Below are 26,337 nucleotides of genomic sequence, written 5' to 3'. Positions count from 1 at the left end.
TTTACTCACCTCAAGCATTGTATTACTTCTATTTTAAAATAAAAAAGACTGAAGACAAGCACGATTTTCATCGAGTTTGTCGACAGTCTGAAGCTTGGACATTACCGTCCAAGCTTTTTTTGTGATCTGATTTTTATTGAAACTACTGCAAAACAGCCTGCTTTTTCTGCTTTCTGTTATAAATGATTTTGGACAGGCTGACACTCGCCTCATACAGCAGCAGGAGAGGCAATGTAACCAGTATATCTGAGATGAAATCAGGCGGTGTGACTAAAATGGCCACCACAATCAGTACGAAATAGGCATACTTCCTTATCTTCTGCAGCGAATAGGGGTTGAGGATGCCAAGGCTGGTCAGGAACATAATCACAACCGGAAGCTCGAACAGAAAGCCGAATGGCAGTGTTAAATGCAGCACGAATTGAAAATATTTTTCCGTTGTAAAAAAGGCGGTGAACATGTCTCCGGATAAGGTCATTAAAAAATTCAGAACCAGCGGCAAAAGGATGAAGTAACCAAATGCTAAACCGGTAATGAACAGGAAAAATAACGCGGGAATATAGGATAAGGCAACCTTTTTCTCCATTCCGGTAAGCGCCGGGCTGACGAACAGCCAGATTTGATGGGCAGCTACCGGGATGGCGGCTGCAATGGCGACCACAGACGCAAGCATAAAATAGACCCATAGAATCTCAGAAGGACCAAGAACAGCCAATTTAAAGTCCAGATCTTTAACCAGCCACTGATAAATGTCGCTGACGAAAATAAAGGATAGTGCCAAGAACGCTATAAAAACAGCAGCTATAATCATCAGCCTCTTCCGGAGCTCTTCAAAATGCTGGAGGACATTCACTGCCTCATTATTCATATTAATCACCTCAATATAAAAGGAAGGAAGATACTCTCCCTTCCCTATTCTTTCTTATAGCAATTCTTTTTTCTTTTCTTCCGGCTGTTCGTCGGAAACAAGTTCGCGTGTGGATTTCTTGAATTCTTTCAGGGTTGTCCCGAATGCCCTGCCGATTTCAGGGAGCTTGGATGGGCCGAAAATGATCAGAGCCAGCACTAGAACAATAATCAATCCTGGTATCCCGATATTTGATAGCATGGTAACCTCCTAGTATTTGAAGCCTGTAATCGCCACAACTCCCGGACGCGGCATGGTGTCTCCCTTGCGGTGCGGCCATTTGCTTGTCAGATTGTTCAGGTCTTCCGTCTCTTCTCCCGGATGCTGAATGGACAGGAACAGGGTTGTTTCGTTTGGTGTAAAGGATGGTCCAGTTAGTTCTGCTTCAACAGGAGCTGAGGCAAACTGAAAGGCTTCTCCTGTATTTTTTCCTATTGTTGGGATGACGAACATGCCATTGTTGGCAAAATGCGTGTAGATTCCTGTATTCAGCTTGCTTGATGACATATCTGTTACAGTCCAGAGATTGCCAAGGCTATCGAAAGTTAGATTATCAGGTGCACTGAAGCCGCTCTGTTTTCCGCCGGCTGCGAAGATTTCAAAATCAAAAGCCAGTGCACCCAGGTCATCTCCCTCTTCGATAAATCTAGTAATATGACCGTGGAAGTTGCCATGTTTATCATTGTTGGTGTGGGCAATGAATACCGTTTTATCGAACGGGCTGATTTCCACATCTTCTGGACGGTCAGTAGGCGTTCCGCCAACAAGCAGAGCTGCTTCATGGCAGTGGACAGCCACATCAGCCTGTGTCTGGAATTTCTTTAAAAGATCTGCATTCCCATTGACGGCTTTCTGCACATTTTCGATAGTTAATGGCACCCATTTTCCGCTGCCCATATTAGCCACATAAAGTGTCCCTTCTTCAAGAAGGTCTGCGTTGGCTTTCCCGCGGGACTTTACATATTTATTTTTACTGATGAATTTATAGACGCATGCATCTTTCTTATCATCTCCCATATAAACCACAACCCGATTGTCATTGGTCAGGCCGACTGCTGCATTTTCATGGTTGAAGCGGCCAAGGGCGGTGTGCTTTCGCGGCTTGAAATTAGGATCAAACGGATCGATCTCTACAATCCAGCCATAATGTGTATCATTTAATCCTGCATCCTTTGATGTAGATTCAAAATTCTCCTCAGCTGATAAAACCGTGCCCCACAATGTCATGCCGCCAGAACAATTAGCAAAAGTTCCCTGTACATTCGTTGCACCGCCCACTGCTTTTGAACCTTTGGCAGGACCTGTTAGCTGGAACGGAGTCAAGCCTGTAATACGGCGCGCATATTTAGAATCCGTGTCCATTTTCCAGGTACCTTCTTTATCACGGTATACCTCGATAATCGATCCTCCCTGGTTGTATAGCATTTTCTGAATTTGCGCTGCTGTATACTTGCCATTTGCCGGCCTTGCACCATGAACAAAAAGATCGCTTGAATATTCATGATTCACCCATAAGAGGCCACGTTTGTCCTTATCAATTGGAAAATATAATGTAAAGTCATTGTTAAAGCCGAAAGTATCGCCTTTTTTGTTAATGACATCTCCATAGGCTGCCACAACATCGTATTTGTACCCGCGCGGCAAAACAAGGTCGTCTTTATCTGTCGGGTCAATTGGCTTAAAATTTAAACCAGAGATTTTCTTCTGGAATCCGAATAAATGGGAGGCTGCCTCAACACCCTTAGCTTCCGCTTTTGGAACCATTGCCCCCAAACCTGTCGAAGCTACAGTTAAAGCTCCCACACCTGTACCTACATACGTTAAAAACTTGCGGCGATTCAATTCTGACATCCTTAGCACCTCTTCTTTTATATTGTTTGCAGCGTATTTATGTATCAAACCCAAGTACAATACTAAAAGATGAATATTAAGAGAATGCTAAGAAATAACCTGAAAATTGTAAAAGTAGTTTAAAGATTGTAAAAAAATGCCCGGCATCAGCCGGACATCTCTTATCTTTCTATTAAGATACTTTTTCTTCCTGCGGCTTGTATTCCTCTTCCCAATACTCAGCATTTTTTATGCCAAGCTTTTTGGAATTAAACACTGGATCAAGCCCTTGTTTCTTCTGGGCTTCGTAATCTTTCAGTGCAATCAGAGCCGGTTTTCTTAAGATAACGATGGCAATTAAGTTCAGCCAAACCATCAGTCCCAAACCAACATCTCCGAGTGCCCACGCCAAGCCTGCTGTTTTAACAGCACCATAGAAGGTTGCAGCAAGCAAGACAATTTTCAGGATAAACATAGCCAGCTTGCTGTTCTTGCCGCTAATCAGGTAAGCTACGTTTGTTTCAGCCATATAGTAGTAGGCCATGATGGTTGTGAAAGCAAAGAAGAAAAGAGAAACAGCAACGAATCCGGCACCGAAGCCTGGAAGCACAGATTCAACAGCTGCCTGTGTATAACCAGGGCCAGCTTCCACTCCTGGAAGGTTTTCTACAATTGGAGTCGTTCCATCAGCGCCAACTGTATTGAACATTCCAGTAAATAGGATCATGAAAGCTGTTGCGGAACATACGAATAGTGTATCGATGTATACAGAGAATGCCTGCACGAGACCTTGCTTTGCAGGGTGGGAAACCTCAGCAGCTGCAGCAGCATGCGGGCCTGTACCCTGACCAGCTTCGTTTGAATAAATTCCCCGCTTTACGCCCCAGGCGATCGCGCTTCCGATAATTCCGCCAAACATGGAGTCTGCGCCAAAGGCACTGCTGAAGATTAACGAAATTACGCCAGGCAGCTCACCAATGTTCATGGCAATAATAATTAAAGCGACTAAAATATAACCCACTGCCATAAAAGGAACCGTATATTGAGCTACAGTTGCAATACGCTTAACACCGCCGAAAATAATCAGGGCAAGTAAACCGATAATTATAAGACCTGTTACTGTTTTATCAATGCCGAATGCATTTTCCATTCCAAGTGCAATTGAGTTTGACTGGATGCCAGGCATTAAAAGCGCCATAGCCAGCAATGCAGAAATAGCGAAAAGGACGGCAAACCATTTAATTCCGATTCCCTTTTCAATATAATAGGCCGGACCGCCTCGGTATAGCCCGTCTTTTTTCACTTTGTAAATCTGTGCCAGCGTTGATTCAACGAATGCACTGCCTGCTCCGATAAAAGCGATGGCCCACATCCAGAATACAGCACCAGGTCCACCCATTGCGATGGCAGTGGCAGTACCTGCGATGTTACCAGTTCCTACACGGCCGGAAAGAGCAATAGATAAGGCCTGGAAAGACGAAACGCCCGCTGCGGAACTTTTCCCTTGAAACATGAGCAGTACCATATCCTTAATATGGCGGACCTGTAAAAATCGAGTTAAGACTGAGAAGAACAACCCTATTGCTAAACAGATGTAAATAACAGGTGTGCTCCATAAAATGCCGTTTAGCTGATTAACAAAAGCTTCCAAATAACTTCCCCCTTTTTCATGTATATTCTGAATCTTTTTCCTATTAGGAATTATAGAATAAATACTGTTATAAGACAATGTTTTTTTCACGGACTCTGGTAATAATGTCATAGAAATTTTGACTTTTTCCTTAAAAAAGCCGTTTTTATCATGGTTAACAGGTTATATAAAAATTAGAGTGATAGCATAACCCTTCCTCTTTTTTGAAATTTTTAGTATTATATATTTAGGGAAACGAAATGTTTACCGGAAAGAAGTGTTTCAAACATGATAAAACAGACGAAAAGAAATTTAATGATCATGTGGTTTGCCAATTTCTTTGTGGCAGGCAGCATGACGATGGTGCTTCCCTTTATTTCGTTATATATAGAAAGTTTTGGCGACCACTCTCCAACCTATGTGCAGCATTGGTCAGGGTGGACGTTTGCGATCACATTTGTGACTGCGTTTCTTTTTTCACCTGTCTGGGGAAGAATCGGGGACCTTTTTGGGCGCAGGAAAATATTGATTCTGTCGGGAATCGGGATGGGCATTTCCATCTTCCTGATGGGGTACGTGACAAACGTCTGGCAGCTATTTTTTCTCAGGCTGTTTACAGGAATTTTTACAGGCTTCATCGGAATGTCCCAGGCGTTTATTTCCACGCAGACTCCCAAGGAAATTGCCGGCAGGGTGATGGGGACACTGCAGACCGGAAGCATTACAGGTTCATTGATGGGCCCTCTTCTCGGCGGAGTCCTCGCTGATTTATTCGGATTTTCAGATACCTTTAAATGGACCTCCATCGCCATCTTTGTTTCTGCCTTTCTTGTCTTTTTTACAAAAGAACACAAAGTTCAAACAAAAAAGGGCGAGCAAACCCGGTATTCAAGCAAGGCAGTCATCCAGCATATTATCAGCAATCCCGTCCTGCTGACAGTTATGCTGATATCAACGCTTGTTCAAATCGCACACTTCAGCATCCAGCCTATATTATCTTTATATGTCAGTGAATTGCATGGACCGGAAAATCTGGCGTTCTTTGCGGGAATTGCTTTTTCGGCAGCAGGGCTTGGCAATCTGCTGATGGCCAGGCAATGGGGAAAAATCGGAGACCAGCATGGCTATATAAAAACATTGGTTATTCTCCTCTTCCTCGCAGGCGTGTTTTATCTGCCGGGAGGATTTGTCTCAAACATGTGGCAGCTTGTTCTTGTCCGCTTTGCACTTGGTATAACCATCGGTGGCATCATCCCTGTCCGGATCGCTTATATCCGTCAGGAAGCCCCAGTTGCCATGCAAGGCGAAGTGCTGGGCTACAACACAAGCCTCCGCTTTTTCGGCAACATTATCGGACCGGTCATCGGCGGTTTGATCTCCGGCTATCTGGGTTTTTCTGCAGTCTTCGTGGTCACAAGCTTACTCCTCATTCTAAGCGGGCTGATTCTGCTCGGAGCGATGAACCGCCATCCCAAGCTTGCGAAGGATTCTTATTAATTACTGTAAAAGCTGCCCTACATGAGGCAGCTTTTCCTTATTCTTTAAAATGGCATACGCCCAGCTTATTGCCGTCCGGATCTTCAAACTCAAACCACTTTACCGTTCCATCGGCCTGGATTGGACCGGTTTTCACCTTATGCCCTGTCAGATGCTGATGTGCTTCATCAATATCGGAAACATAAAAGTTAAATGGCATATGGGAGGAAGGAATTACTTTTTCAGAACGGACAAGGGTTAAAGGCGTTTCCCCGATTTCCAGGGCTGCATACCCTCCCTGGTCATCCCTCCATCTTACCGGGAAACCAAGCACCGTGCTGTACCATTCAATGGCTTTCCCAAAATCAGTTACCTGCAGAAAGACTGTATCGATTCTTGTAAACATTTCAGCCTCCATAAAAAGGATTTTATATGGAGTTTATTCAACATCTTCTTACAAAAACCTCCTGAGAATATAAAAAAGCCAGCGTTTCCGCTGACTTTAATCTATTTTTTCGCTGCGTTACTTGCGATATGGACAGCATCCCAGACACCCGCAAAAGGCGGGGCATAACAGAGATCCACCATGCCAAGTTCTTCTGCTGCCATATGATTGTGGATGGCAACGGCAAATACATCAATTCGGAGGACCACCCCTTTATTGCCGATGGCGTGGGCTCCGAGGATTCGGTTTGTTCCTTTTTCACAGATCAGCTTGATCCATATAGGGGTCTGATTCGGGTAGTAGCTTGGATGGTCTGCGGCTTTCACTAATTCAGTTGTATAGCCGATGCCAAGCTTTTTTGCATCCTCCTCGGAAAGTCCCGTTCTTCCAAGCTCCATATTAAAAATTTTAATCGCGGCGCTTCCCAGAGTACCCACATATTTTTCATGGCTGCCGGCTATATTGGCCCCAGCCAGGCGACCGCATTTATTCGCATTTGTTCCCAGCGGGATATAATCATTTTCTTCAAGCACTTTGTGATAAACCTGAGCGCAGTCCCCCGCTGCATAAACACCTTCAATATTTGTCCGCATTTCACGGTCGATGATGATGGCTCCATTTTTCGCCATCTCTATACCCGATCCTTCCAGAAACTTCGTAGCAGGCTTTACACCTACAGCAACTAGCACTAAATCTGCTTTATAAGTGCCTTTATCCGTTTTGACACTCTCCACTTTCCCATTGCCGCTGAAGCTCTCTACCTTTTCTCCCAGGTTCAGTTCTACACCATGATCACGTATTTCTTTTTCAGCGATAACTGTTATTTCCTTATCGAAAGGAGCTAGGATTCTCTCGCCCATTTCAATGACACGCACATTTTTGCCGAGGGTTTTCATCGCTTCGACCACCTCGATTCCAATATAGCCTCCGCCGACAATGACAACATCTTTCACTTCTGATTTGCGGGAAATTTCTTTTAGTACTATCCCATCTTCCATTGTTTTCAGCACCTGAACGTTCTCAAGATCGGCTCCAGGAAATGGGGGCATAATGGGAAACGTGCCTGTTCCGATCATCAGCTTATCGTATGTATCCGTAAACATTTTTCCTGATGCAAGGTCTTTAACAGTTACTTCCTTCTCGATTGTATCCACTTTTAATACTTCATGCTGAAGGTGTGTTTTGATGTTCCTCTCAGTAAATTGCTCCTGTGTTCTTGCGATCATTTTCCGGTAATCATCATTTTCTCCAGATATATAATAAGGAAGACCGCAGGCACCGTAAGATAAAAATTTGCCTTTTTCATAGACGGTAATTTCAGCTTTTTCGTCCATTCTCCTTAATTTCGATGCGGCAGACATACTTGCAGCCACCCCGCCAATGACCAGCAGTTTCATCGGAATCTCTCCTCACGTTTCAATAAGGTATTCAAGATAGGTTTCGTTAAAAGGTTAAAATTATACAACATTGCTATACCCTTATAGCTATCCCTTTTTGGCTATTTTAAAACGTTTTTCAAGACTTCTTCCGTTACTTTTCGAACAATGCTTTCAATCATTTCTTCCTGCAGGCCGGGGGCTGTCCGGATTTTCTTATCACTTCCCGGAACCGGTATTCCGCCTGTTTTAATGCCCATTTTCTCACGGATTGAGATCAGTTCTGTAATTTGTCCTGTGCTTAGTTCGTTTGACTTTTGCATGATGTGTTCGGAATACAGCAGCATGAGTGCATAGTGTTCCAGTGATTCCATACGAAAATAGGCCTCTGTGATGTCCCTGCCCCAGGTTAGGGCGCCATGGTTGGCAAGAAGAACGGCATTGTAATCCCTGCAGTATGAGGCAATTGAATCGGGCACTTCCTGTGTGCCTGGTGTGGCATACGGGGCAACCGGCACTTTGCCAAGCAGGACTATCGCTTCCGGAGATACAGGTTTTTCAAGGCTGATTCCGGCTATGGCAAACGAAGTGGCCACAGGGGGATGGGCATGGACAACTGCCTTTGCTTCAGGATTTTCCTGATACACTCTGAGGTGCATCTTTACTTCGGATGAAGGCTTCAGATTGCCCTCAAGCACATTGCCTGAAAGATCCATTTTGACCATCATTTCAGGGGTCATAAATCCTTTGCTTACTCCGGTTGGTGTTGTCCAGAGTTCATGGTCGCCTATCTTAATGGAGATATTTCCGTCGTTTGCTGCTACGAAGTTTTTATTGTACACTCTTCTGCCGATTTCGCAGATCAGTTCCTTTGCTTCCTGATCGCTTATATATGTATTTTGAACAGCCATGGCTGTCAGCTCCCTTCCTATTCACATCCACTCCTTATTGTATATTCAAAAGTGATTTGCATCAGCATTTTTTATCAGATTTCATCTTTCGCTAAAATATGATCATTTCCGCGGAAATATTTTGTAATTCGCGGAAATTCATTCTACTCATAAAAACCGCCCGATCAGAGGATCGGACGGTTCTTCGGGGGTATGATGCTGCCTGCTTATTTCACACGAGGGTATCCAAAGCCTGATGCATAGTCGTCACCAGCTGCTGCACCGTATCCGCCTTTAATGTCATATTGCTTGGCACGGTTTTGAAGCTCTGTGCGAAGCTGAGTATGGCTCATGGATGGGCTGGATGACCAAATTTTTGCTGCAAGGCCAGCTACGTGAGGTGTAGCCATGGATGTTCCGCTGATCGTGTTATAGCCTCCGTTATACCACGTAGACTCGATGCTTGCTCCCGGTGCAGACACTTCCACGTCTTTTTCCTGAATGACATAGTCACCGTCAGTGTTAGGGTTTCCGCGGGACGAGAAGTTGGCTACACGGTATGTACCGTTTTGCTGAACGTTTTCAAGGGCTGCAACCGCAATCGCATTCTTTAATGCTCCAGGATAGCCGATTGTATTAGCGCTGTAGCCGGAATTTCCTGCTGCGGCAACAACAAGGACACCTTTGCTGTAGGCATAATCAACCGCACTGCTGATTAAAGAATCTTTTCCGCTTGAACCAAGTGACATATTGATGACCACTTTTGAACCTGTTCGGGATGCTTCGTCCGCAACGTGGCGGATTGCTGCTGCAATATCATCTGAGTAGCCTGAACCATTATCGCCAAGGACTTTGTATGCCCATAATTTCGCCTGTGGAGCTACTCCATAAATTCCCTGGCCGTCGTATCCCCCATGTGCTAAAACCGTCCCAGCTACATGTGTACCATGTCCCTGACGATCAGTACATGAGCCATTTACAATCGGGCTGGATTGTGTGAAATCCTTACATTGCTCTGCAGAGCCTTCGAGGTCTATATGACTTGTATAAACGCCCGTATCAAGAACAGCAACCTTAATGCCGCTTCCGCCTGACGTACTGGTAATGCTGCTGTTATTATAGATGGAAGCAATTCCCCATGGTGTCTGATCACTAGGGTATCCTGCTGCCTGAATAGAAACCGAATCTTTCTTGGAAGCTTCCGTTCTGGCAGTATCAAGAGTAACTTCGCTTACCTTTTCAATCTTTAAGTTCTTGTTCTTCAAAAGTGCCTGGTATTGCTTTGCATTGACTTCTGCAGTCATGCCATCGCTGCCAAAATCCCAGCGCTTGTCCACCTGTGAATTCACAGAAGCTTTAGCGTTTGACGGTCCCTGGATCAATACCCGGTAGGTTTCGTTTTGAGTCTCTGGCTCTTTTGCAAATGCCCCCGCTGTGAAAACTGATAAACCCATAGTCATACTTAGAAGTGCTGCTCCTAATGCCCTTTTTTTCTTCATCCTTTTTCTCCTCTCGAATCTATATTTTTCCTGTCATTTCTTGTTGTAATTAAAGTATATTTAAAATATTCAGACTCTAACAATATGCTAAATTATTTAATTACCAGACTTTGGAATCAGGCACAGAAACATAGTTTCTCAAAAAGTATCAGGCAATTTGGAGGGTTTACAAATAGTTTATACTACTCACATGTTGTTTTCTTCTTAAATTTCCCATAAATAAAGGAATTACCCCAAATAAAATAGTACCTTTGATTGATGTAAAGAGTTAAATTACACTCTATTTTTATCTTGATCAGGGATATTTTCCTAGTTAAACGCTTTAAAGATATGAAGAATAGAAGTGCATTTATGAAAATGCCTCCTGACCACTTGGCCAGGAGGCGGTATTCTTCCTATTTAAACATTTTAGACAGACTTTCAGTGAACGGTGCATAAGCTATGCCGTTCTCCGTTATTATGCCTGTGATCAGTTCATTACCTGTTACATCGAATGCGGGATTATAGGTTCTCACACCTTCTGGCGCCATCGGCTTTTCGTACCATTTAGAAGTAATCTCTTCTGAATCTCTTAATTCAATTTGGATATCGTCCCCTGTTTTGCATGCGAGATCGACTGTTGACAGCGGGGCACAAACATAGAAAGGTATACTATAATGTTTTGCGAGAATCGCAACGCCAGATGTTCCAATCTTATTGGCTGCATCCCCATTGGCTGCAACACGGTCACAGCCGACAAGTACCGCTTGAATCTTGCCTTCTTTCATGACGATGCTGGCCATATTATCGCAGATCAGCGTAACATCGACACCTGCTTCTTCGAGCTCCCATGCAGTCAGGCGGGCCCCCTGCAGAAGCGGGCGGGTTTCATCGGCGTATACTTTAAAATCATATCCCTTTTCCCGTCCTAAATAAATCGGAGCAAGAGCTGTCCCATATTTAGCGGTCGCAATCGTACCGGCATTACAGTGTGTCAGAATGCCCCATCCAGGCTCAAGAACGGAAAGCGCGTGCTGTCCGATCGACTCGCAAACTTTTTCATCCTCAGCGCGTATTTTTTCTGCTTCCACTTTCAGGGCCTGCTTTATTTCAGCTGCAGCTTTGCCTTCTTCCTTCTGGAAACGGGCTTCCATGCGGTCGAGCGCCCAAAACAGATTGACTGCAGTTGGCCGTGATGACGCCAGGTATTCCTTCGCTTTTTTAAAATCCAGATAAAGTTCTTCATAGCTTGCTGCCGCTGATTGCTTTGTGCCCAAATAAACACCGTAAGCCGCGGCTATTCCAATGGCAGGTGCACCTCGGACCTTCAAATGATAGATTGCATCCCATATATCCTTTAATTCTTTCAAATGCAAAAAGTTCTTTTCATTCGGCAGAACTGTTTGATCTAATAGAATGAGCGTGTCATTTTCATCGTCCAATCTGACAGATTGGATGACATCCACTGGTTTTCCCATCATGCTGCCTCCTTTAGAATCTTTTTTCACAGTCTTTTAGAACACGTACAAAATCCGCTCCTGTTTTAAAAGATTCCCTATCTATAATAAACATTTTTCCGGCTGCCAGACAAATCTTTTCCGCTGCAGCTCTGCTGCTGTAATCTTCAATGGAAGTGACATCCTTTACAGATGCCAGCCCAATAATTCTCCTGCACAGTTCAAGTCCTGTGACAGCTGCTGTGTCACGCAGGACTGTATCCAGATAATATTCTTTAAACCCCTCATAACGGGCTGTTTGCTCAGTTGCTTTCTCATCCCATGCCTGCAGGAATTTCTTTTTGAACAAGTCGATAATATCTTCCATTGTATTTTCGAGATATTCCAGCTGAACCTGTCTTTCTTCCCCCTCTGCCATTGTATATTTCGCGTTCACATAGGCGAAAATCAGGTTGGCGATCACGTTGCCGACATCGTAGCCGGCTGGGCCGCAGAAAGCAAATTCGGGATCAATGATTTTTGTAGAATCTTCTTTTACAAAAATCGAGCCTGTGTGCAGATCGCCATGCAGCAGGGACTGGGCATTGGTCATAAACTCGAATTTAAGCTTAGCAGTTTCAAGCTGAAGCTTTGGATCCTCCCAAATTTCCCTTTTGGCAAATTCCCTTGTGCCTTCAAACACTTCATTTCTCGGACAGTCGTAAAACGGTTCCGTGAAAACGAGGTCCTCTGAAATTTCGCACAATTCCGGGTTGATAAATTTTTGGACGAGCTCTTTCTTTTCCTTATGCCCCATTACGACATCGGAAGTAAGCAATAGGGTATTTACCAGGAAAGTCGAGATATGGTCAGCAAACAGCGGAAATTTTTCATGCTGCATTAAAGCTGTTCTCATAATGGTGTAATCAGACAGATCCTCCATCGCGGTACAGTTCATAATGGGATCGTAGCTAAACACTTTTGGCACGAAACCTGGAGCGAGTTTGTTCTGCAGGTCCAGAATTTCGTATTCAATGCGGTTGCGGTCAGGAGACAGCTTAAATTCATCAGAGATTCTGGCAACCGGTCCAGCCTGCTTGATAATCAGAGACTTATTGTGTTTATGGTCAGTCAGCTTGAACACATAGTTTAAATTGCCATCGCCAATTTCCCTGCAGTCCAATTCGGCATCTGGAGAAAAATAATTCAGTCTCGTTCTGGCATATTCAATGGCTTCCTGTTCAGTCATTGTAAAATAGGCGGATGTAAAAACAGTCATGCAAAAAGCCCCCAATACGAATCTTTTTGATAGTATCTATGATTTTGTGAATTTAATATATTTGAAAATATCTAAATACTATCATGTGACTGGGGGTTCGACAATATTTTTTTAAAAGAAAAGCGGAAGCGCCTTCGGAACAAGCCAAAAGCGCTTGTTCCTGCGAAGAACACCCAAGGAAGCTTTCCTTTGTGCTCACCCCCGACAAGCACAAGACGAACCTCACGGAAAGGCGTTCTTTGCCTTTTTGGGAGGATTGCCCGATATGTGGAGGCGACTGCCAAGGGACGACAGGCATAAGACGAGCCCTGCAAGAAGGTGTTCTTTCCTTCTGAAAGGGATTGGCTTATGTCTCGAGTTCCTAGGAGCCGCAGCTAGACAAGCTTGTGACCTCGAGGGGGTAGGCGCTGAAGCCAGACAGTTATCGCAGTTAAAAAATTTCTATTTTCTATTTTTATATAAAAAGAAGCCGCTTTATGAGCAGCTTCAATCATTTCATTTATTTAATGCTTCTAATCGCCTGCAGGACATTCGAGTAAACTTCAAGTGATGATAAATCGATGCCAAGGGTAACGGCTTTTTTCGCTAAATCCGGTCTGACACCTGTGGCAATCGTGTTGACGCCGATCAGCAGAAGGATGTTCCGGATATCAAAAATATGCTTGGCGATTTCAATATCTATATTCACCGTGCCGGAAAAGTCGATTATTAAGGTTTCAATTCCCAGCTGGCTTACCCGCGGGACTGTTTTCTCAATGATGATTTGTGCTCTGTCATAGTCTATGCTGCCGATCAGCGGAAGAATGGCAATGCTGTCCTGAATGGGTACGATGGCAGCAGACAGCTCATTTATCTGGGATTGCGTCTCCTTTAATTGTTCCTCGGAGTGCCGTTCAAAAGCAAATACGGTTTCATTAATGCTGATGTCGAGTATGTAGTTGACTTTTTTCACAATAGAAATAACTTCATCCGCTGATAACTCAAATTCTATCCCTATATTACGTAATCTATCAGTAAAAACGAGGCGTGTGTCCGGATATCGGGTGACTATATCGGAAATTTTCCCTCCCATGGAGGCAGCCCGTTCGCCGTTTCCTTTACTCCACTCGACCAGCCCTTCAGGAACCCGGTCTTCGCTGTTCGCAATCATGGCTCCCAAATAATTTATAAACTCAACATACATCGAAACGGCCGCATCAATTTCCTGTCTGGGAATTTCGAAACTGAACCGGCTTACGATTTCTGCAACAATCTCTTCGGATAATACCTCCGCATTTTGAGTAAGATACGCTGAAACTTTTTGAATAGGCTCCATCTATGTGTATATCTCCTCTCTTTTGTCATGCTTAGATTATATCCTACTATATCTTCAAAATGACAGAATGGTAGATAAATAGGAGAATTTCCTTAAGAGGAAGAGTCATTAACTATGGTTTTAAAGCCATTCCTCATAATCCTCTTCCCTTATACCGCTGATCAGCAGAGATTCAAACCTTTTGTAAAGCTCCTGGATGTCGGGGTCGCTATTTATCAGCGGCAGCTTGTTTTGATAGTCCTCTTCCGACTTAAAAAAACTGATTTCTGTCCACTTTGTCTCATCTATATTGTTTTTTAAGATTTTGGTTTGAACATCGATGTAATTCCTGTAGATTTGACCGGCTTTCCGCTGGATCAGCATCAGTTCCTGTTCGTTTTCCGGACGGATATGATATTGATAGAGTTTTATATACATGGCAGCTCCTTTGGTTATTCGCGTTATGGGCGGAACTTGGGAAGTTATGAGCATTTGTATTTATGGGCTAAATCCCCATTTTATGAGCGATTTTATTGTGTTTATGAGCGAAATCCCCATTTTATGATCGTTTTTATTGTGTTTATGAGCGAAATTCCTATTTTATGAGCGAATCCAGTTTTTGAGTGTCATTAAGATAAAAAGATTCTAAACCCGCATCAGTTTTTCAATTTCCCAGCTTTTTGTAGAAGCCCAATGCTTCTATTAAAAACTCAATATCATACCCTGTCTTTTCATGAATCCGGGCTGCCCATTCTTCAATAGTATCCGCAGGGGCGTCATGATACAGGCCTTCTGTAGTACTGAGAAAGCTTTTCCAATTATAAAATTCCCAGTGGGCGGTTTCGTTTTTATAGGGAATCCGCTGTTCCAGCAATGCCTTTGGATAAATAGTGTTTTGAGATCGTTCAGCTGCTTCCAGGAAAATGTTCATATCTGCAGCATCCGTATCATAACTCTGCCTCGATATTTTTCCGTTCGGTCGGTGATAAGCGATTTCCAGCTGCCTTTCTTCAGATGAGACCTGAACATCTGCTGCCGGGAAAAATCCGCTTACTTTTTCCGGCGTAAAGTCTCTTGCCTCTGGATCAATCAATATGGGCTGCAGCCATTGATCACCCAGATCGCATAGATAGCGGCGCCCCTCTTCATCCACTGCCACCACTGCCGCATGGGCAGAAGGCGTTTTCAATTCGTGGCCAACCGGATAGGCCTCGATTCCAGCCTGCTTAAATTCATGTAGAAGCCAGATCGCCAGGTCAAAACAGTTTCCGGTAATGCCATATTGGGCACGGTGCTCCTTCATTAAGGAAACATCCCGCTGCTTTTTAATTCCTGCTTTATTGTAAAACCATGCTTTTGTCAAGGTCTCCATCGGAAAACAGTCAAACCTTTTCCAAATCGACAATATGGAATGGGGTGCCTTCAACATGATCATCCTCTCATATATATACCTTTTTACTATTCTTTTTCGATTGTAAAATTCCTCTTCCTTTTGTTTGAACTGCGATGTATGATAGAGTATTTTCAGAAGAAAGCATTTAAAGGAGGCTTCATATGGCCAAGTACAGAGGATACATAGGGACATACACAAAGGGTGAAAGTGAAGGGATTTATTCATTTATTCTGGATACAGAAGCGGGCAGAATTTCCGATGTGAAAACGGCAGCGAAACTGGATAATCCCACTTATTTAACGATTAGCCAGGATAATCAATATTTATACTCGGTAGCCAAGGAAGGCGAATCCGGCGGAGTAGCTGCATATCGTCTTGACAGCAGCAGCGGTTCACTTGAGAAAATCAACAGCCAGGTGGCAGAGGGCTCTCCTCCTTGCCATGTCAGTGTGGATTCATCCGTACGAAATGTTTTCAGTGCAAACTACCATAAAGGGACTGTGGAGTCTTACTTAACAAATGAAGACGGCTCTCTAAACCCTGCCGTTTCGGTTATTGAACATAGCGGATCAGGACCGGACAGCAGGCAGGAAAAACCGCATACTCACTATGCTGGACTTACTCCGGACGAAAAGTATTTAGTTGCAGTTGACCTGGGAACGGACCAGGTGATTACGTATGAAGTGAATGAAGGCATTCTGAAGGAAAAAAGCATCCTGTCTGTAAAGCCGGGCAGCGGTCCGAGACACCTTGTGTTCCATCCAAATGGAAGGTACGCCTATGTGATGACCGAGTTTAGCTCAGAGGTTCTTTTGCTTCAGTATCATGAGGATGGAAGCTTAGTTCAAAAGCAGGCTATTTCCACGCTTCCGGAAGGTTTTACGGAAAATAACCAGGGAAGTGCCATTCATATCTCTTCCGATGGCCGCTTTATTTATTCCGGCAACCGCGGGCACGACAGCATTGCTGTGTTCTCCGTCAATCAGGATAATGGAGAGCTTGCGTTTGTGGGACATACCTCCACAGAAGGAAACTGGCCGCGCGACTTTGTGCTTGATCCAACCGAAAAATTTGTGATTGGCTCCAACCAGAATTCCAGCAATATTATTTTGTATTCCCGGGATGAAAACAACGGGACGCTTACACTGCTTCAATCAGATGTAATGGTTCCGGATCCGGTTTGTGTGAAGTTTTTACATGTGTAAGAAATAAGGTGAGATACTGCGTTTCGCAGAATCTCACCCCTTTTTTTACACACCAATTTTAAAGGCAATCTTCCCCCATTGTTCTGCGTTTTCGATTTTATCAAAAGCCTGCTCGAATTGATCAAGCGTCAGTGCCTCATCCAGCACAGGCCTGATTTGATGCTTTTCAATAAACTGAAGCATTTCATGATACTCTTCTGCACTGCCCATTGTTGAGCCAAGCAGATTTTGCTGGGCGTAAAAGAGGCTGCGGAGGTTGAGTTCCAGCTGATCGCCTGTGGAGGAGCCAAATGTTACGATGGTGCCGCCATTGCGCAGGATTTCGAGCGATTTATTGAATGTTGCCGGACCAACTGATTCAATGACAAGATCGACTTTTTCCCCGCCAAGGACTCCATTCCAGTATTCGCTGCTGTTCAGGGCTTTATCCGCACCGAGTTCAAGCGCTCTCTGACATTTTTCCTCCGAACGGGAAGCAACATATACGGTTGCTCCCGCTGCTTTTGCAAATTGCATTAAGAAGGTTGCAACTCCTCCTCCAATCCCTGGAATGAACACCTTCATGCCTGATTGAAGCTTTCCTCTTGTGAATAATGCTCTGTAGGCGGTTAGTGCTGCCAGGGATAGGACGCCCGCTTCCTCCCAGGTTAAATACGCCGGCTTGGGTGCTGCGTTTTCAGACGGAATGGTGATATATTCGGCGAATGTGCCATGAAACGGCAAGCCGACGATTTCAAAGCCAGCCGGCGGTGCATCGCTCTTTTCCTTCCAGCCCAGTCCGGGATTGATGATGACTTCATCGCCTGGCTTCACGTCTGTAACGTCTTCCCCGACTGAGTCTATGATTCCCGCTCCATCTGAACCGATGACAAGCGCAGGATCTTCTGGCTTATGGCGGTTCAGGACAAATAAATCACGATGGTTCAAGCCTGCCGTTTTCAATTTTACCCTGACCTCGCCGGCACCCGGCTCGGGATTTTCCAGTTCACCATAAGATAATCCGGCACGGCCTGCTTTTCCTTCATGAATGATCGCTTTCATTTTCTCCACCTGCTTTTCTTTAAAAATTTCGTCTATTCTATCATATCTTGAAAGTGCCAGGAGGAAAAAGCGATTTGCCTACTTTGAAGTGCTGAGCCTTAGTTTCACAAATTTTCTTTTCCCTGCCTGAAGAACTAATCCGTCTGTGATTTTCACGAGCATCTGAACATCGCTGACTTTCTCTCCGTTTAAACGGATGCCGCCGCCTGCAATCATTTTTCTCGTTTCCGTTTTGGAGGAAAGCAGGCCGAGGCCGGCAATCAGGTCTGTAATGAGGACTTCACATTCACCCTTCCATTCGGCTTCCGGGATCTCATTCGGCATGGCTCCCTTTTGGAAAATGGTTTTGAAATGCAGTTCGGCTTTATCAGCTGCACCGGTGCCATGGTACATGCGGACGATTGTTCTGCCTAAAAGCATTTTGGCGTCACGCGGGTGCAGAGTGCCGTTATCGAGCCCATCTGCGATTTGCTGTTTTTCTTTTACTGGCAGATCTGTTGCGAGATTGAAGTATTTTGCAATTAGCTCATCCGGGATGGACATGGTTTTGCCGTACATATTATTGGGATCCTCATCCACACCAATGTAATTGTTTTTTGATTTGGACATTTTCTCTTTGCCATCCAGGCCTTCAAGGAGCGGCATCAGGATGACCACCTGCTTTTCTTTTTGGAAATGTTCCTGCAGATGGCGTCCCATCAGGACATTGAAGTGCTGATCATTGCCGCCAAGCTCGATATCGCTTTCTAGAGCAACCGAGTCATAGCCCTGCATCAGCGGGTAGAAAAATTCATGAAGCGAGATCGGTTTGCCTGTGGCCAGGCGCTCTGAAAAGTCGTTGCGTTCCAGCATGCGGGCAACTGTTATGCTGGCAGACAGGCGGATGACGTCTTCGAGCTGGAGGTCCGATAGCCATGCTGAGTTGTAATGAAGATCGACTTTCTCCATGTCCAGCACTTTGCTGAATTGCTCGAAGTATGTTTTGGCATTATGCTTCACTTCTTCATCGGTGAGCTGGTTCCGGGCTGACGATTTGCCTGTCGGGTCGCCAATTTTCCCGGTGAAATCGCCAATGATCAGCTGGATGATGTGGCCGTTGTCCTGGAACTGTTTTAATTTATTCAGCACAACCGTATGGCCAATATGGACATCCGGCGCAGAAGGATCAAGCCCCAATTTAATTTTTAAAGGCTGGTTCTGAAAAAGGGATTTGGCTATTTTATTCTTCAGCTCCGCTTCCGGCAGAATCTCCTGGACGCCATTGCGGTAAACCTCAAGCTGCCTCTCTGCTTCGAGTTTTTGTTGGGCTGTTAATTTTTCAATAAAATTCTCCATGTCCCCCATCCTTTCTTTAATTTGAATACAAAAAACCACGCCCCTAAAGAAAGGGACGTGGTTAACGCGGTACCACCCTTTTTGAAGATTGCTCTTCCACTCAGCGGATTAACGGTCCGTGCCGTTCCCTGCTACTTTTGTTCACAGAGAAAGTTCAAGAAGGTAATTCGCTGTTATCTATGTGCTGATTTTCACCAGGCATCAGCTCTCTGCAACAGGGAGATAAGCAGCTACTTGTTTCTGTCATTACTTAAAATTTGAAATTTTTATTATTTTAGCGGAATGGAGGGAATTGTTCAAGTGTTTTTTCGTGAGTAATAATAATTGAAGATTTTTTGGAGAAGCTGGAAGTATAAAAATATTGGGGGAATGAATCCATTAATAGCCATCATTTCAGATTACATCATTCCCAATACTTTTTGTATTCTATGGATTTCTTTTTTATTACTCCATGTTTCTTTTTCTAGAAGCTCCATGCTGACTTCCTGGGTATCTATTCTTTCTTTTAGTTCACCAAAATCCTTGGCATTTTGGAGTCTCAATTCATTAATCTCGGCTTTTAAGATTTCCTGCCCTGACTTTAATGCACTTAGAATCACACCCTGCTCTTTTTGAACCCCACTCTGTGCATCAAGTTTTCCATTGATTTGATGCAGGATCTTCACTATTTGTTCTTCCATTTAATTCACCTCCTGTATCTCTCTATTATAGCACATTAACAGTAATCATATATAAAAACCAGGAACATGCAATGCCCCTGGTCCATGCTTATTTCGTTAAGATAATTGGTCCTTCTTTTGTGATGACAACGGTATGTTCACATTGGGCGACATGGCTTTTGTTAGGTGTGACGAACGTCCAGCCGTCGCTCATTTCTCTTACTTCCTCATCTCCGCTTGAAATAAATGGTTCGAAGGCTACAACCATGCCTTCTCTTAACAGCTGCTTATCCCATGGATCAAAATAGTTCAGGATATGGTCCGGCTTTTCATGAAGGGAGCGGCCGACACCGTGTCCAGTCAGATTCATGATAACGTTGAATCCATTGTTTTTGGCAACTTTGTGAACTGTCTTTCCGACAAGGCTCAGCTTGCCGCCCGGCTTTAATTTTTTCAGCCCTTCATCGAATGCCTCCTGAGCCGCATCACATAATTTTTGCAGCTTCTCGTCTTCACCAACGACAAATGATAGGCCTGTGTCTGCGAAGTAGCCATCTTTTGATCCTGAAACATCAATATTTACAAGATCGCCCTCTTTAATCACTCGGCTTCCAGGAATGCCATGGGCCACTTCTTCATTCACGCTTATGCATGTGAAGCCTGGAAAATCGTATTCTCCTTTAGGGCCTGAAATCGCTCCGTGCTTTTCAAAAAGCTCTCCGGCTATGTCATCAAGCTCCTTGGTTGTTACGCCCGGCTTTGTTTTTTCAATCATCACATCGCGAATCTCCGCGACAATTCTGCCGATTTCCTTCAGTTTTGCTAATTCTTCCTCATTTTTTACTATCATAAGAATCCTGCCTTTTCATTAGTTGTTATTTCTCTATTATAATCTAAATGTGGCGCGCTTAATAAGATTTCGCCTTTTCTCTTGCTAAAAACCTAATAATCAACAGGAAAGTGATAAGTCCTATAAAGGAAAACAGCAAGACTTCAAGCAGATGGCCTCCTTCATTTGATTTAGGAGGGCTAGGTTTTCTTGCTTCTCCGCTCAGTATTTGTCCGTAAAAATCCTCATGCCCTGATATAATCCTGTCATCCTGCACTTGAACCATTCCATTGGGGCCGGCAATGGGTACAAGAAAGCGGGCTTCATTCGTTTTCTCCAAAAATAAACGGAACTTGCCGCCATCCTGCATCGTAAATATCAATGCCCGCTGTGATGGTTTCTGCTGCTTCTCCTTTATATACCTTTTCGACTTGAAACTGTCTTCCATAAAAAATACCCTTGCTTGATTTTTGTTTACTTTTAAAATTATATGTACCCAGCACAATAACTTGTGAGCGGGATTCAACCTTTTCAGGATTAAGTTCAAGCCATTTTGTTGCCAATGATGGTGAACTCCCTGCCAGCAAAAGCGCAAAAAGTATTAAGAACACCTTTCTCATTGTCTTCTTCTCTTCAATCATACCTTTGATTGAACAATCTGTTCACGCATCGAATGCAGGACACGCTTATAATAGTAATCCTGATGAGGGACAAAGTCCGTTTTCCTAACATTTAAGGAGTTGGGGATTCTTATGCCATTGTCGACTTGGAATCCCTCTGCCTCAGTAAATTCTTTTCCGCAAAACCACAGTTCATAAAAGTCTTCCAGGGTAATCCGGTAAATACCCGTAACCTCTTCTGGCTGCAGGCTGAACTCCTCTAAAGAATGATTGCTGTAATAAAGAAAAACATGGGCCAATTCTTTGTCGATAAAATTTTCTTTTTCCGCGATATAATCAATGACGCCCAGTGGCACCAGGTCCGCAAAATCAACACGAATCCCCAGTTCTTCCTCCACTTCCCTCATGCCGTCCATGACAGATTCATGGCTTAAGAGGTGGCCAGCGGCGGTTATATCCAAAAGGCCTGGATAATCCTTCTTTTCTTTGCTGCGGTATTGAAAATATATATAATCCTGATCTTTTTCCCTGCTGATGAACCAGCAATGAAAGGTTTCATGCCAGTGACCTTTTTTATGGACATCTTCACGGGAAGCCACACCGATTTGTTTTCGGCTTTCATCAAAAATATTCAGAAGTTCTGTCTCCAATTAAATGGCCTCCTTTATCAAATAGCTATGGAATATTTCATGCGGGTCTGCTTGATATAAATCCCGATACTTCGTAAGTTTCTCCTTCTCTGCATAATGCCTTACCATTTTATAAGCAAATGAATAGCCGGCAAATACCGGGATGCCCATCTCTTTATTGCCAAAACAGATTTTGCTTTTTAAAACCTCGTCTGCTGTAATCAGGTTTTGCCGGGCAATTTCTATATAGTTCTGCTCGATTTCCTCAGTAAATTCTTTCTTCCACCAGCGTTTGTCCTTATAAAGTGAAAGACTGAAATACTCAGCGCCCCCCTCCATTTTATACCAGTCCGCAAGAGTAAAGGTTTCCAATGTGAGATTGTAGATCGGATTTTCAGGGGAAGCATGATGGAGCTCATGGGCAAGCATATATTTTAAAAAGTCGGGGTCCGGCTGAGGCGGAATAGCAAGGATGATGGTATCTGGACCTATTGTGTAGCCATTTGTCCACAGTGATTGATCGAAATTCTGAAACCACGGGAAAGAAAGTGCAGGCACGATTGTTATGGTTAGGCTTTCGAAGTGAAGATGCCTCTCAGCTTCATTGCACGTTTCTTCGATGATTGCTGAAATCTCCTCAGGATTCCAGCTGTATTTAATAGCCTCCGCTTCTGGTAATACTGCAAATTTAAGTAGCTGAAATCTTTTGGCCAGCTGTTCCCAGTCCTGCATCCAGGATTTCCTGCCGATCAAGGGACTGATCTGAGATTGAAGGAATCCCTTTAGGTTAAGCCGGTTTTCAATTAGTTCTTCAGGTCTAATCTGATTGAGGGTGTACTTCATAGAAAGTCCTCCTTATTAGAGGTAAGCAGAAGGGATACCCAGCTTCCGGTATCCCCTGTCACTGCTTTCCTGATTGATTCTGATAATTTCGCTGCACCATTCCGGAAGATTTGATCATTCCGAATCTTTCATAAAACGGCTGCAATTCAGGATCACACATGATGTCGATCATATAAATACCGTCCAGCTCTTCCAGCATGCGGGTGACCAGCTTTTGACCGATTCCCTGCTGCTGGTAATCAGGCAGTACTTCGAGCAGCGGAATGTAGGCTGATATCACTCCGTCGCTGATTGCTGTTATGAACCCAGCCACTGCATTTTTATCACGGTCAACGGCAAGTACGATTTTCGTGCTGTTTTTTAGAAGCTTCAGATGTTTTTGAGGGCTCGGCGGATTTGGCCATCCATCAAAAAAACCTTCCAGCATATCTGCTGAAATTCCTTCTGAATTCACTGCATATTCGATCATTTTATCAGCTCCCTTTTATATCAGAAAGAAGCATTCAGAATTCCTCCTGACCCTTTAATACAATAAATTTTCGACAAATATGAAGGAAAAGCCTGTACATTTTTTTGAAAAATTCAAACGGGTCATTTTTCATTTACTCTTTAATCTATTAAAATGATGATAACAAACTTGGTTAAAGGGGCACTAAGGATGCTTGAATTGCTGATTACAATGCTGGAGCGGCTTGGAATCATTGTCACCATTGCGCTGATCCTGACAAGGTTCCGCTTTTTCAGAGAGATGATTTATGGCGAAAGATTAAAACGGCAGCAGGAGTATAAAGCCATTCTTTTTTTCGGTTTCTTTGGCATCATAGGAACCTATTCCGGGCTTGCCTTCAATACGGACACACTGCAGTTCAACCGCTGGGCTTCCGAGCTTGCTTCAGATGAAGCCATTGCCAACTCCAGGGTGATCGGAGTCGTGCTCGCAGGATTGCTTGGCGGCCCTAAAGTAGGGATTGGTGCAGGGATTATAGCGGGATTCCACCGATTTACGCTTGGCGGCTTTACCGGGTTTGCCTGCGGGCTGGCCTCCATTGTGGCGGGGCTGCTTGCCGGCTTTTTCCGGCGAAAAAATGAACATGTGAAGCTGTCTTCGGCCTTCTTCATTGGTGCCACAGCTGAAGCCGTGCAGATGCTGATTATTCTCGGAATTTCACGGCCTATAGAAAAAGCCATTGCACTTGTCGAAATGATCGGGATTCCCATGATTATAGCCAATGGACTTGGCAGTGCCCTTTTTCTGCTGATCATAAAAAATGTTATAAACGAAGAAGAAAAAGCAGGTGCTTTTCATGCACAAAAAACACTGCGGATTGCTGACCAGACGCTTGCTCACCTTCGGGAAGGCATTAATCATAAGTCCGCTCTGGCAGTCTGCCTGATTTTACATAAGGAACTTCAGATGAAAGCAGTCGCAATCACCAATCACACCGAAATCCTTGCCCATGTCGGCCTGGGAAATGACCACCACCGTTCGGGAAGCCCAATCCAGACCCAGATAACGCGGGATGTCATTCAGCACGGGGAAATTGTGGTTGCCAATGACCAGACCATTCACTGCCGGCAGGAAAACTGCCCTCTTGGCGCAGCCATTGTAGCTCCTTTAAAGCTGCGCGGCGAAACGATCGGAACGCTGAAGTTTTACTTCAGTTCGGAAAAAGAAATGACTAATCTCGTGATGGAGCTGATCTCCGGGCTCAGTGTACTGCTCAGCAATCAGCTTGAGATCGCTGAGGCTGATAAAGCCTACCAGCTGGCAAAGGAAGCTGAAATTAAAGCGCTGCAGGCTCAAATATCACCGCATTTTTTATTTAATTCATTGAATACGATTATCTCCCTTGTGCGGATCGAGCCTGCCCAGGCACGGAAATTGCTCGTATCCTTATCGCATTTTCTGCGGCAAAACCTGACGGCCACGACAGTCAGCTGCACGAGCCTTGAACAGGAGCTCAGACATGTAAAGGCTTATCTGTCAATTGAAGAAACCCGGTTTGTGGATCGGCTCGAAGTCATATACGACATTGATGAAGATGCCCTTTTGGAAAGAATCCCGCCGCTCACACTGCAGCCGATTGTGGAAAATGCCGTAAAGCATGGAATTAAGAACAAGGAACAGGACTGTATCATTATGATCAAAATTCAGAAACAGGACGGAATGACGATAGTAAAAGTGAAAGATAATGGACAGGGAATGAGCCGGGAAAGAGCCGAACAGCTCGGCAAGGAAACCCTGCAGTCAGAATCGGGATCAGGACTTGCATTGTACAATGTAAACCGCCGGCTGACCATGATGTTTGGAGAGGAAGCTTCGCTTCAAATTGCTAGCACGCCAGGCATCGGCACTGACATTCAATTCGCCATTCCGCAAACGGAGGAAAAAATTGATGGAAAAAACGATCCGAACCTTAATCGCTGATGACGAACGATACAGCAGAGATGAATTAAAGCATTTACTTGAGGAATTTCCTGTGATCCAGGTAGTCGGCGAGGCTGAATCGGGCGAAGCGGCGGTGATGAAAGCCATCCAGCTTCAGCCGGATGTCGTTTTCCTTGATGTGGAGATGCCCAAAATGAACGGGATGGAAGCTGCCAAATCACTGCAGGAGCTGAAAAAAGTGCCGCTCATCATCTTTGCAACTGCCTACCCGCAGTTTGCTGCTGAAGCCTTCCGCTATGAAGCAACCGATTACTTACTGAAGCCCTACGACGAGGAACAGCTGGAACAGACCATCAGGCGCGTAGAAAAATTGATTGGGGCAAAAACAGAAAATGATATCAGCAAGCCGGCCGGCAAACTGGCTGTTGAAGAAGATGGGGAAATTCTATATCTCGAGCCAAAAGAAATCCTCTATATTTACCGGGATGAAAAAGTATCCAGGATTATAACCAGAACCGGGGAGCATGAAACCAAAACCCCGCTAAAAGATTTGGAGAGCCGGCTGCTTCCCTTCAGCTTTTTCCGGATTCATAAAAGCTATCTGGTGAATCTGGATTATGTCACACGACTCACCCCCTGGTTCAACGGCGCATACCAGCTTGAGATGGAAGGCCGGGAAGAACTCTTGTCTGTGAGCCGGAATTATGTGAAGACACTGCGGGTGCGATTGGAGTTGTGAAAAAGCATCGAGGACGGTGCTTTTTTGTTTTTTGTGGGGGTTCAAGTTTGAGGTGATTGCGCTTTGTTTGGCGGGGATTGCCCTCTTCTGCTTCGGTTTCGCGCTGTTATTGTGTCTGATTGCGCTTATCTGTGAAGTTTTTGCGCTTTGAGTTCGGGTTTGCGCTTTTATTATTTGGAATTGTGCCGAGCTGGATGAGGATTGCGCTCTTGTGCTCGGTTTCGCGCTGTTACAGTGTGTGATTGCGCTTATCTGTGAAGTTTTTGCGCTTTGAGTTCGGATTTGCGCTTTTATTATTTGGAATTGCGCCGAGCTGGATGAGGATTGCGCTTTCCCATGCGATTTTGAGCCGTTATTATCATTAATTGCTCTTTCCTTGAGTGGAATTGCGTCCTAAAGCTGGATTTGCGCCGCTTCAAAAGCTTAATAGCGCTTTGCCTCGGATAATTGCGCTTTCCTTTTAATTTTTGCGCTATATACCAGTTTAACTGCGCTCCCCGGCCCAGACGCCAAATATAATGAATTTTCTATACATTCCCATCCTTCGATGCATGTTAATCCCCCATCACTGCATTTTAATCTTTGTTTTTTACATGTTGGACACAAATTGTTCA

General features: G+C 44.4%; 26 protein-coding genes and 1 other annotated feature. Of the genes, 4 read left to right on the top strand and 22 right to left on the bottom strand.

Going from position 1 to position 26,337, the window contains the following annotated elements:
• Positions 1-142: 142 nt before the first annotated feature.
• From tatC to IRB79_RS06135, 4 genes are all read right to left on the bottom strand, one after another.
• On the bottom strand, positions 143-868 hold the full coding sequence (gene tatC, locus IRB79_RS06150) for a twin-arginine translocase subunit TatC (protein WP_243507418.1): 726 nt from the start codon (positions 866-868) through the stop codon (positions 143-145).
• Between the two features lie 54 nt (positions 869-922).
• A complete protein-coding gene (locus IRB79_RS06145; RefSeq protein WP_009335004.1) occupies positions 923-1,108 on the bottom strand; it encodes a twin-arginine translocase TatA/TatE family subunit in 186 nt (61 codons plus the stop codon).
• Between the two features lie 9 nt (positions 1,109-1,117).
• Positions 1,118-2,758: a PhoX family protein gene (locus tag IRB79_RS06140; RefSeq protein ID WP_243507416.1), complete on the bottom strand. Its 1,641-nt coding sequence runs from the start codon at positions 2,756-2,758 to the stop codon at positions 1,118-1,120.
• Between the two features lie 172 nt (positions 2,759-2,930).
• The gene (locus IRB79_RS06135) at positions 2,931-4,388 is read right to left on the bottom strand and encodes an alanine/glycine:cation symporter family protein (protein ID WP_243507414.1); all 1,458 of its coding nucleotides are present in this window, start codon (positions 4,386-4,388) and stop codon (positions 2,931-2,933) included.
• A 267-nt stretch (positions 4,389-4,655) separates the two neighbouring features.
• Between IRB79_RS06135 and IRB79_RS06130 the strand changes: the two genes are divergently transcribed.
• Entirely contained in the window at positions 4,656-5,864 is a 1,209-nt protein-coding gene (locus IRB79_RS06130; RefSeq protein WP_206841801.1) for an MFS transporter, read from the top strand.
• Between the two features lie 37 nt (positions 5,865-5,901).
• On the opposite strand, the gene IRB79_RS06125 is transcribed toward IRB79_RS06130, so the two are convergent.
• The 9 genes from IRB79_RS06125 to IRB79_RS06085 all read right to left on the bottom strand — a co-directional run bounded on the left by IRB79_RS06125 (position 5,902) and on the right by IRB79_RS06085 (position 15,470).
• Positions 5,902-6,249 carry a VOC family protein gene (locus IRB79_RS06125; RefSeq protein ID WP_243507413.1) on the bottom strand — a complete coding sequence of 116 codons (348 nt, stop codon included), beginning with the start codon at positions 6,247-6,249 and terminating at the stop codon, positions 5,902-5,904.
• Positions 6,250-6,350: 101 nt separating this feature from the next.
• On the bottom strand, positions 6,351-7,685 hold the full coding sequence (locus IRB79_RS06120) for a CoA-disulfide reductase (RefSeq protein ID WP_243507411.1): 1,335 nt from the start codon (positions 7,683-7,685) through the stop codon (positions 6,351-6,353).
• A gap of 101 nt (positions 7,686-7,786) precedes the next feature.
• Positions 7,787-8,575, bottom strand: a complete 789-nt coding sequence (locus IRB79_RS06115; protein ID WP_243507408.1) for a class II aldolase/adducin family protein — start codon at positions 8,573-8,575, stop codon at positions 7,787-7,789.
• Between the two features lie 206 nt (positions 8,576-8,781).
• Positions 8,782-10,053 carry a S8 family peptidase gene (locus tag IRB79_RS06110; RefSeq protein WP_243507406.1) on the bottom strand — a complete coding sequence of 424 codons (1,272 nt, stop codon included), beginning with the start codon at positions 10,051-10,053 and terminating at the stop codon, positions 8,782-8,784.
• Positions 10,054-10,448: 395 nt separating this feature from the next.
• Positions 10,449-11,510: an S-methyl-5-thioribose-1-phosphate isomerase gene (gene mtnA, locus IRB79_RS06105; RefSeq protein WP_431833427.1), complete on the bottom strand. Its 1,062-nt coding sequence runs from the start codon at positions 11,508-11,510 to the stop codon at positions 10,449-10,451.
• A gap of 13 nt (positions 11,511-11,523) precedes the next feature.
• Positions 11,524-12,747 carry an S-methyl-5-thioribose kinase gene (gene mtnK / locus IRB79_RS06100; RefSeq protein WP_243507402.1) on the bottom strand — a complete coding sequence of 408 codons (1,224 nt, stop codon included), beginning with the start codon at positions 12,745-12,747 and terminating at the stop codon, positions 11,524-11,526.
• Between the two features lie 499 nt (positions 12,748-13,246).
• Entirely contained in the window at positions 13,247-14,062 is an 816-nt protein-coding gene (locus IRB79_RS06095; protein WP_243507400.1) for an STAS domain-containing protein, read from the bottom strand.
• Positions 14,063-14,182: 120 nt separating this feature from the next.
• On the bottom strand, positions 14,183-14,479 hold the full coding sequence (locus IRB79_RS06090) for a hypothetical protein (protein WP_243507398.1): 297 nt from the start codon (positions 14,477-14,479) through the stop codon (positions 14,183-14,185).
• A 226-nt stretch (positions 14,480-14,705) separates the two neighbouring features.
• Positions 14,706-15,470, bottom strand: coding sequence for a hypothetical protein (locus IRB79_RS06085; protein WP_243507397.1), 765 nt, complete (start codon positions 15,468-15,470; stop codon positions 14,706-14,708).
• Between the two features lie 125 nt (positions 15,471-15,595).
• Between IRB79_RS06085 and IRB79_RS06080 the strand changes: the two genes are divergently transcribed.
• On the top strand, positions 15,596-16,639 hold the full coding sequence (locus IRB79_RS06080; protein WP_243507395.1) for a lactonase family protein: 1,044 nt from the start codon (positions 15,596-15,598) through the stop codon (positions 16,637-16,639).
• A 45-nt stretch (positions 16,640-16,684) separates the two neighbouring features.
• Here the strand turns inward: IRB79_RS06080 and IRB79_RS06075 are convergent, their stop codons facing one another.
• From IRB79_RS06075 to IRB79_RS06035, 9 genes are all read right to left on the bottom strand, one after another.
• Positions 16,685-17,680, bottom strand: a complete 996-nt coding sequence (locus IRB79_RS06075) for a zinc-binding dehydrogenase (RefSeq protein ID WP_243507392.1) — start codon at positions 17,678-17,680, stop codon at positions 16,685-16,687.
• Between the two features lie 78 nt (positions 17,681-17,758).
• Positions 17,759-19,015 (bottom strand): tyrosine--tRNA ligase, encoded by a 1,257-nt coding sequence (tyrS, locus tag IRB79_RS06070; RefSeq protein ID WP_243507390.1) that lies wholly within the window; start codon positions 19,013-19,015, stop codon positions 17,759-17,761.
• A gap of 48 nt (positions 19,016-19,063) precedes the next feature.
• Positions 19,064-19,271 (bottom strand) — a binding site (T-box leader).
• A 142-nt stretch (positions 19,272-19,413) separates the two neighbouring features.
• A complete protein-coding gene (locus IRB79_RS06065; protein ID WP_243507388.1) occupies positions 19,414-19,695 on the bottom strand; it encodes a hypothetical protein in 282 nt (93 codons plus the stop codon).
• An 88-nt stretch (positions 19,696-19,783) separates the two neighbouring features.
• Entirely contained in the window at positions 19,784-20,524 is a 741-nt protein-coding gene (gene map, locus IRB79_RS06060) for a type I methionyl aminopeptidase (protein WP_243507386.1), read from the bottom strand.
• 58 nt (positions 20,525-20,582) lie between these two features.
• Positions 20,583-20,885, bottom strand: a complete 303-nt coding sequence (locus tag IRB79_RS06055; RefSeq protein WP_243507384.1) for a hypothetical protein — start codon at positions 20,883-20,885, stop codon at positions 20,583-20,585.
• Positions 20,827-21,123, bottom strand: a complete 297-nt coding sequence (locus IRB79_RS06050) for a hypothetical protein (protein ID WP_243507383.1) — start codon at positions 21,121-21,123, stop codon at positions 20,827-20,829. Before IRB79_RS06050 ends, IRB79_RS06055 begins: the two co-directional genes overlap by 59 nt.
• Positions 21,124-21,140: 17 nt before the next feature.
• The gene (locus IRB79_RS06045) at positions 21,141-21,773 is read right to left on the bottom strand and encodes an NUDIX hydrolase (protein ID WP_243507381.1); all 633 of its coding nucleotides are present in this window, start codon (positions 21,771-21,773) and stop codon (positions 21,141-21,143) included.
• Positions 21,774-22,595 carry a DUF2268 domain-containing putative Zn-dependent protease gene (locus tag IRB79_RS06040; protein WP_243507379.1) on the bottom strand — a complete coding sequence of 274 codons (822 nt, stop codon included), beginning with the start codon at positions 22,593-22,595 and terminating at the stop codon, positions 21,774-21,776.
• Between the two features lie 58 nt (positions 22,596-22,653).
• Positions 22,654-23,064, bottom strand: coding sequence for a GNAT family N-acetyltransferase (locus IRB79_RS06035; RefSeq protein WP_243507375.1), 411 nt, complete (start codon positions 23,062-23,064; stop codon positions 22,654-22,656).
• A gap of 189 nt (positions 23,065-23,253) precedes the next feature.
• Here IRB79_RS06035 and IRB79_RS06030 point away from each other — a divergent pair, with 189 nt between their 5' ends.
• A complete protein-coding gene (locus IRB79_RS06030; RefSeq protein WP_243507374.1) occupies positions 23,254-25,023 on the top strand; it encodes a sensor histidine kinase in 1,770 nt (589 codons plus the stop codon).
• Complete coding sequence (locus tag IRB79_RS06025; protein ID WP_243507372.1) at positions 24,992-25,723, top strand: LytR/AlgR family response regulator transcription factor; 732 nt, start codon at positions 24,992-24,994, stop codon at positions 25,721-25,723. The genes IRB79_RS06030 and IRB79_RS06025 overlap by 32 nt, the downstream gene beginning before the upstream one ends.
• Positions 25,724-26,337: the final 614 nt, after the last annotated feature.

The organism is Cytobacillus oceanisediminis, from assembly GCF_022811925.1.
Taxonomy (GTDB): Bacteria; Bacillota; Bacilli; order Bacillales; family Cytobacillaceae; genus Cytobacillus; species Cytobacillus oceanisediminis_D.
This window is presented reverse-complemented; position numbering and strand designations above follow the sequence as displayed.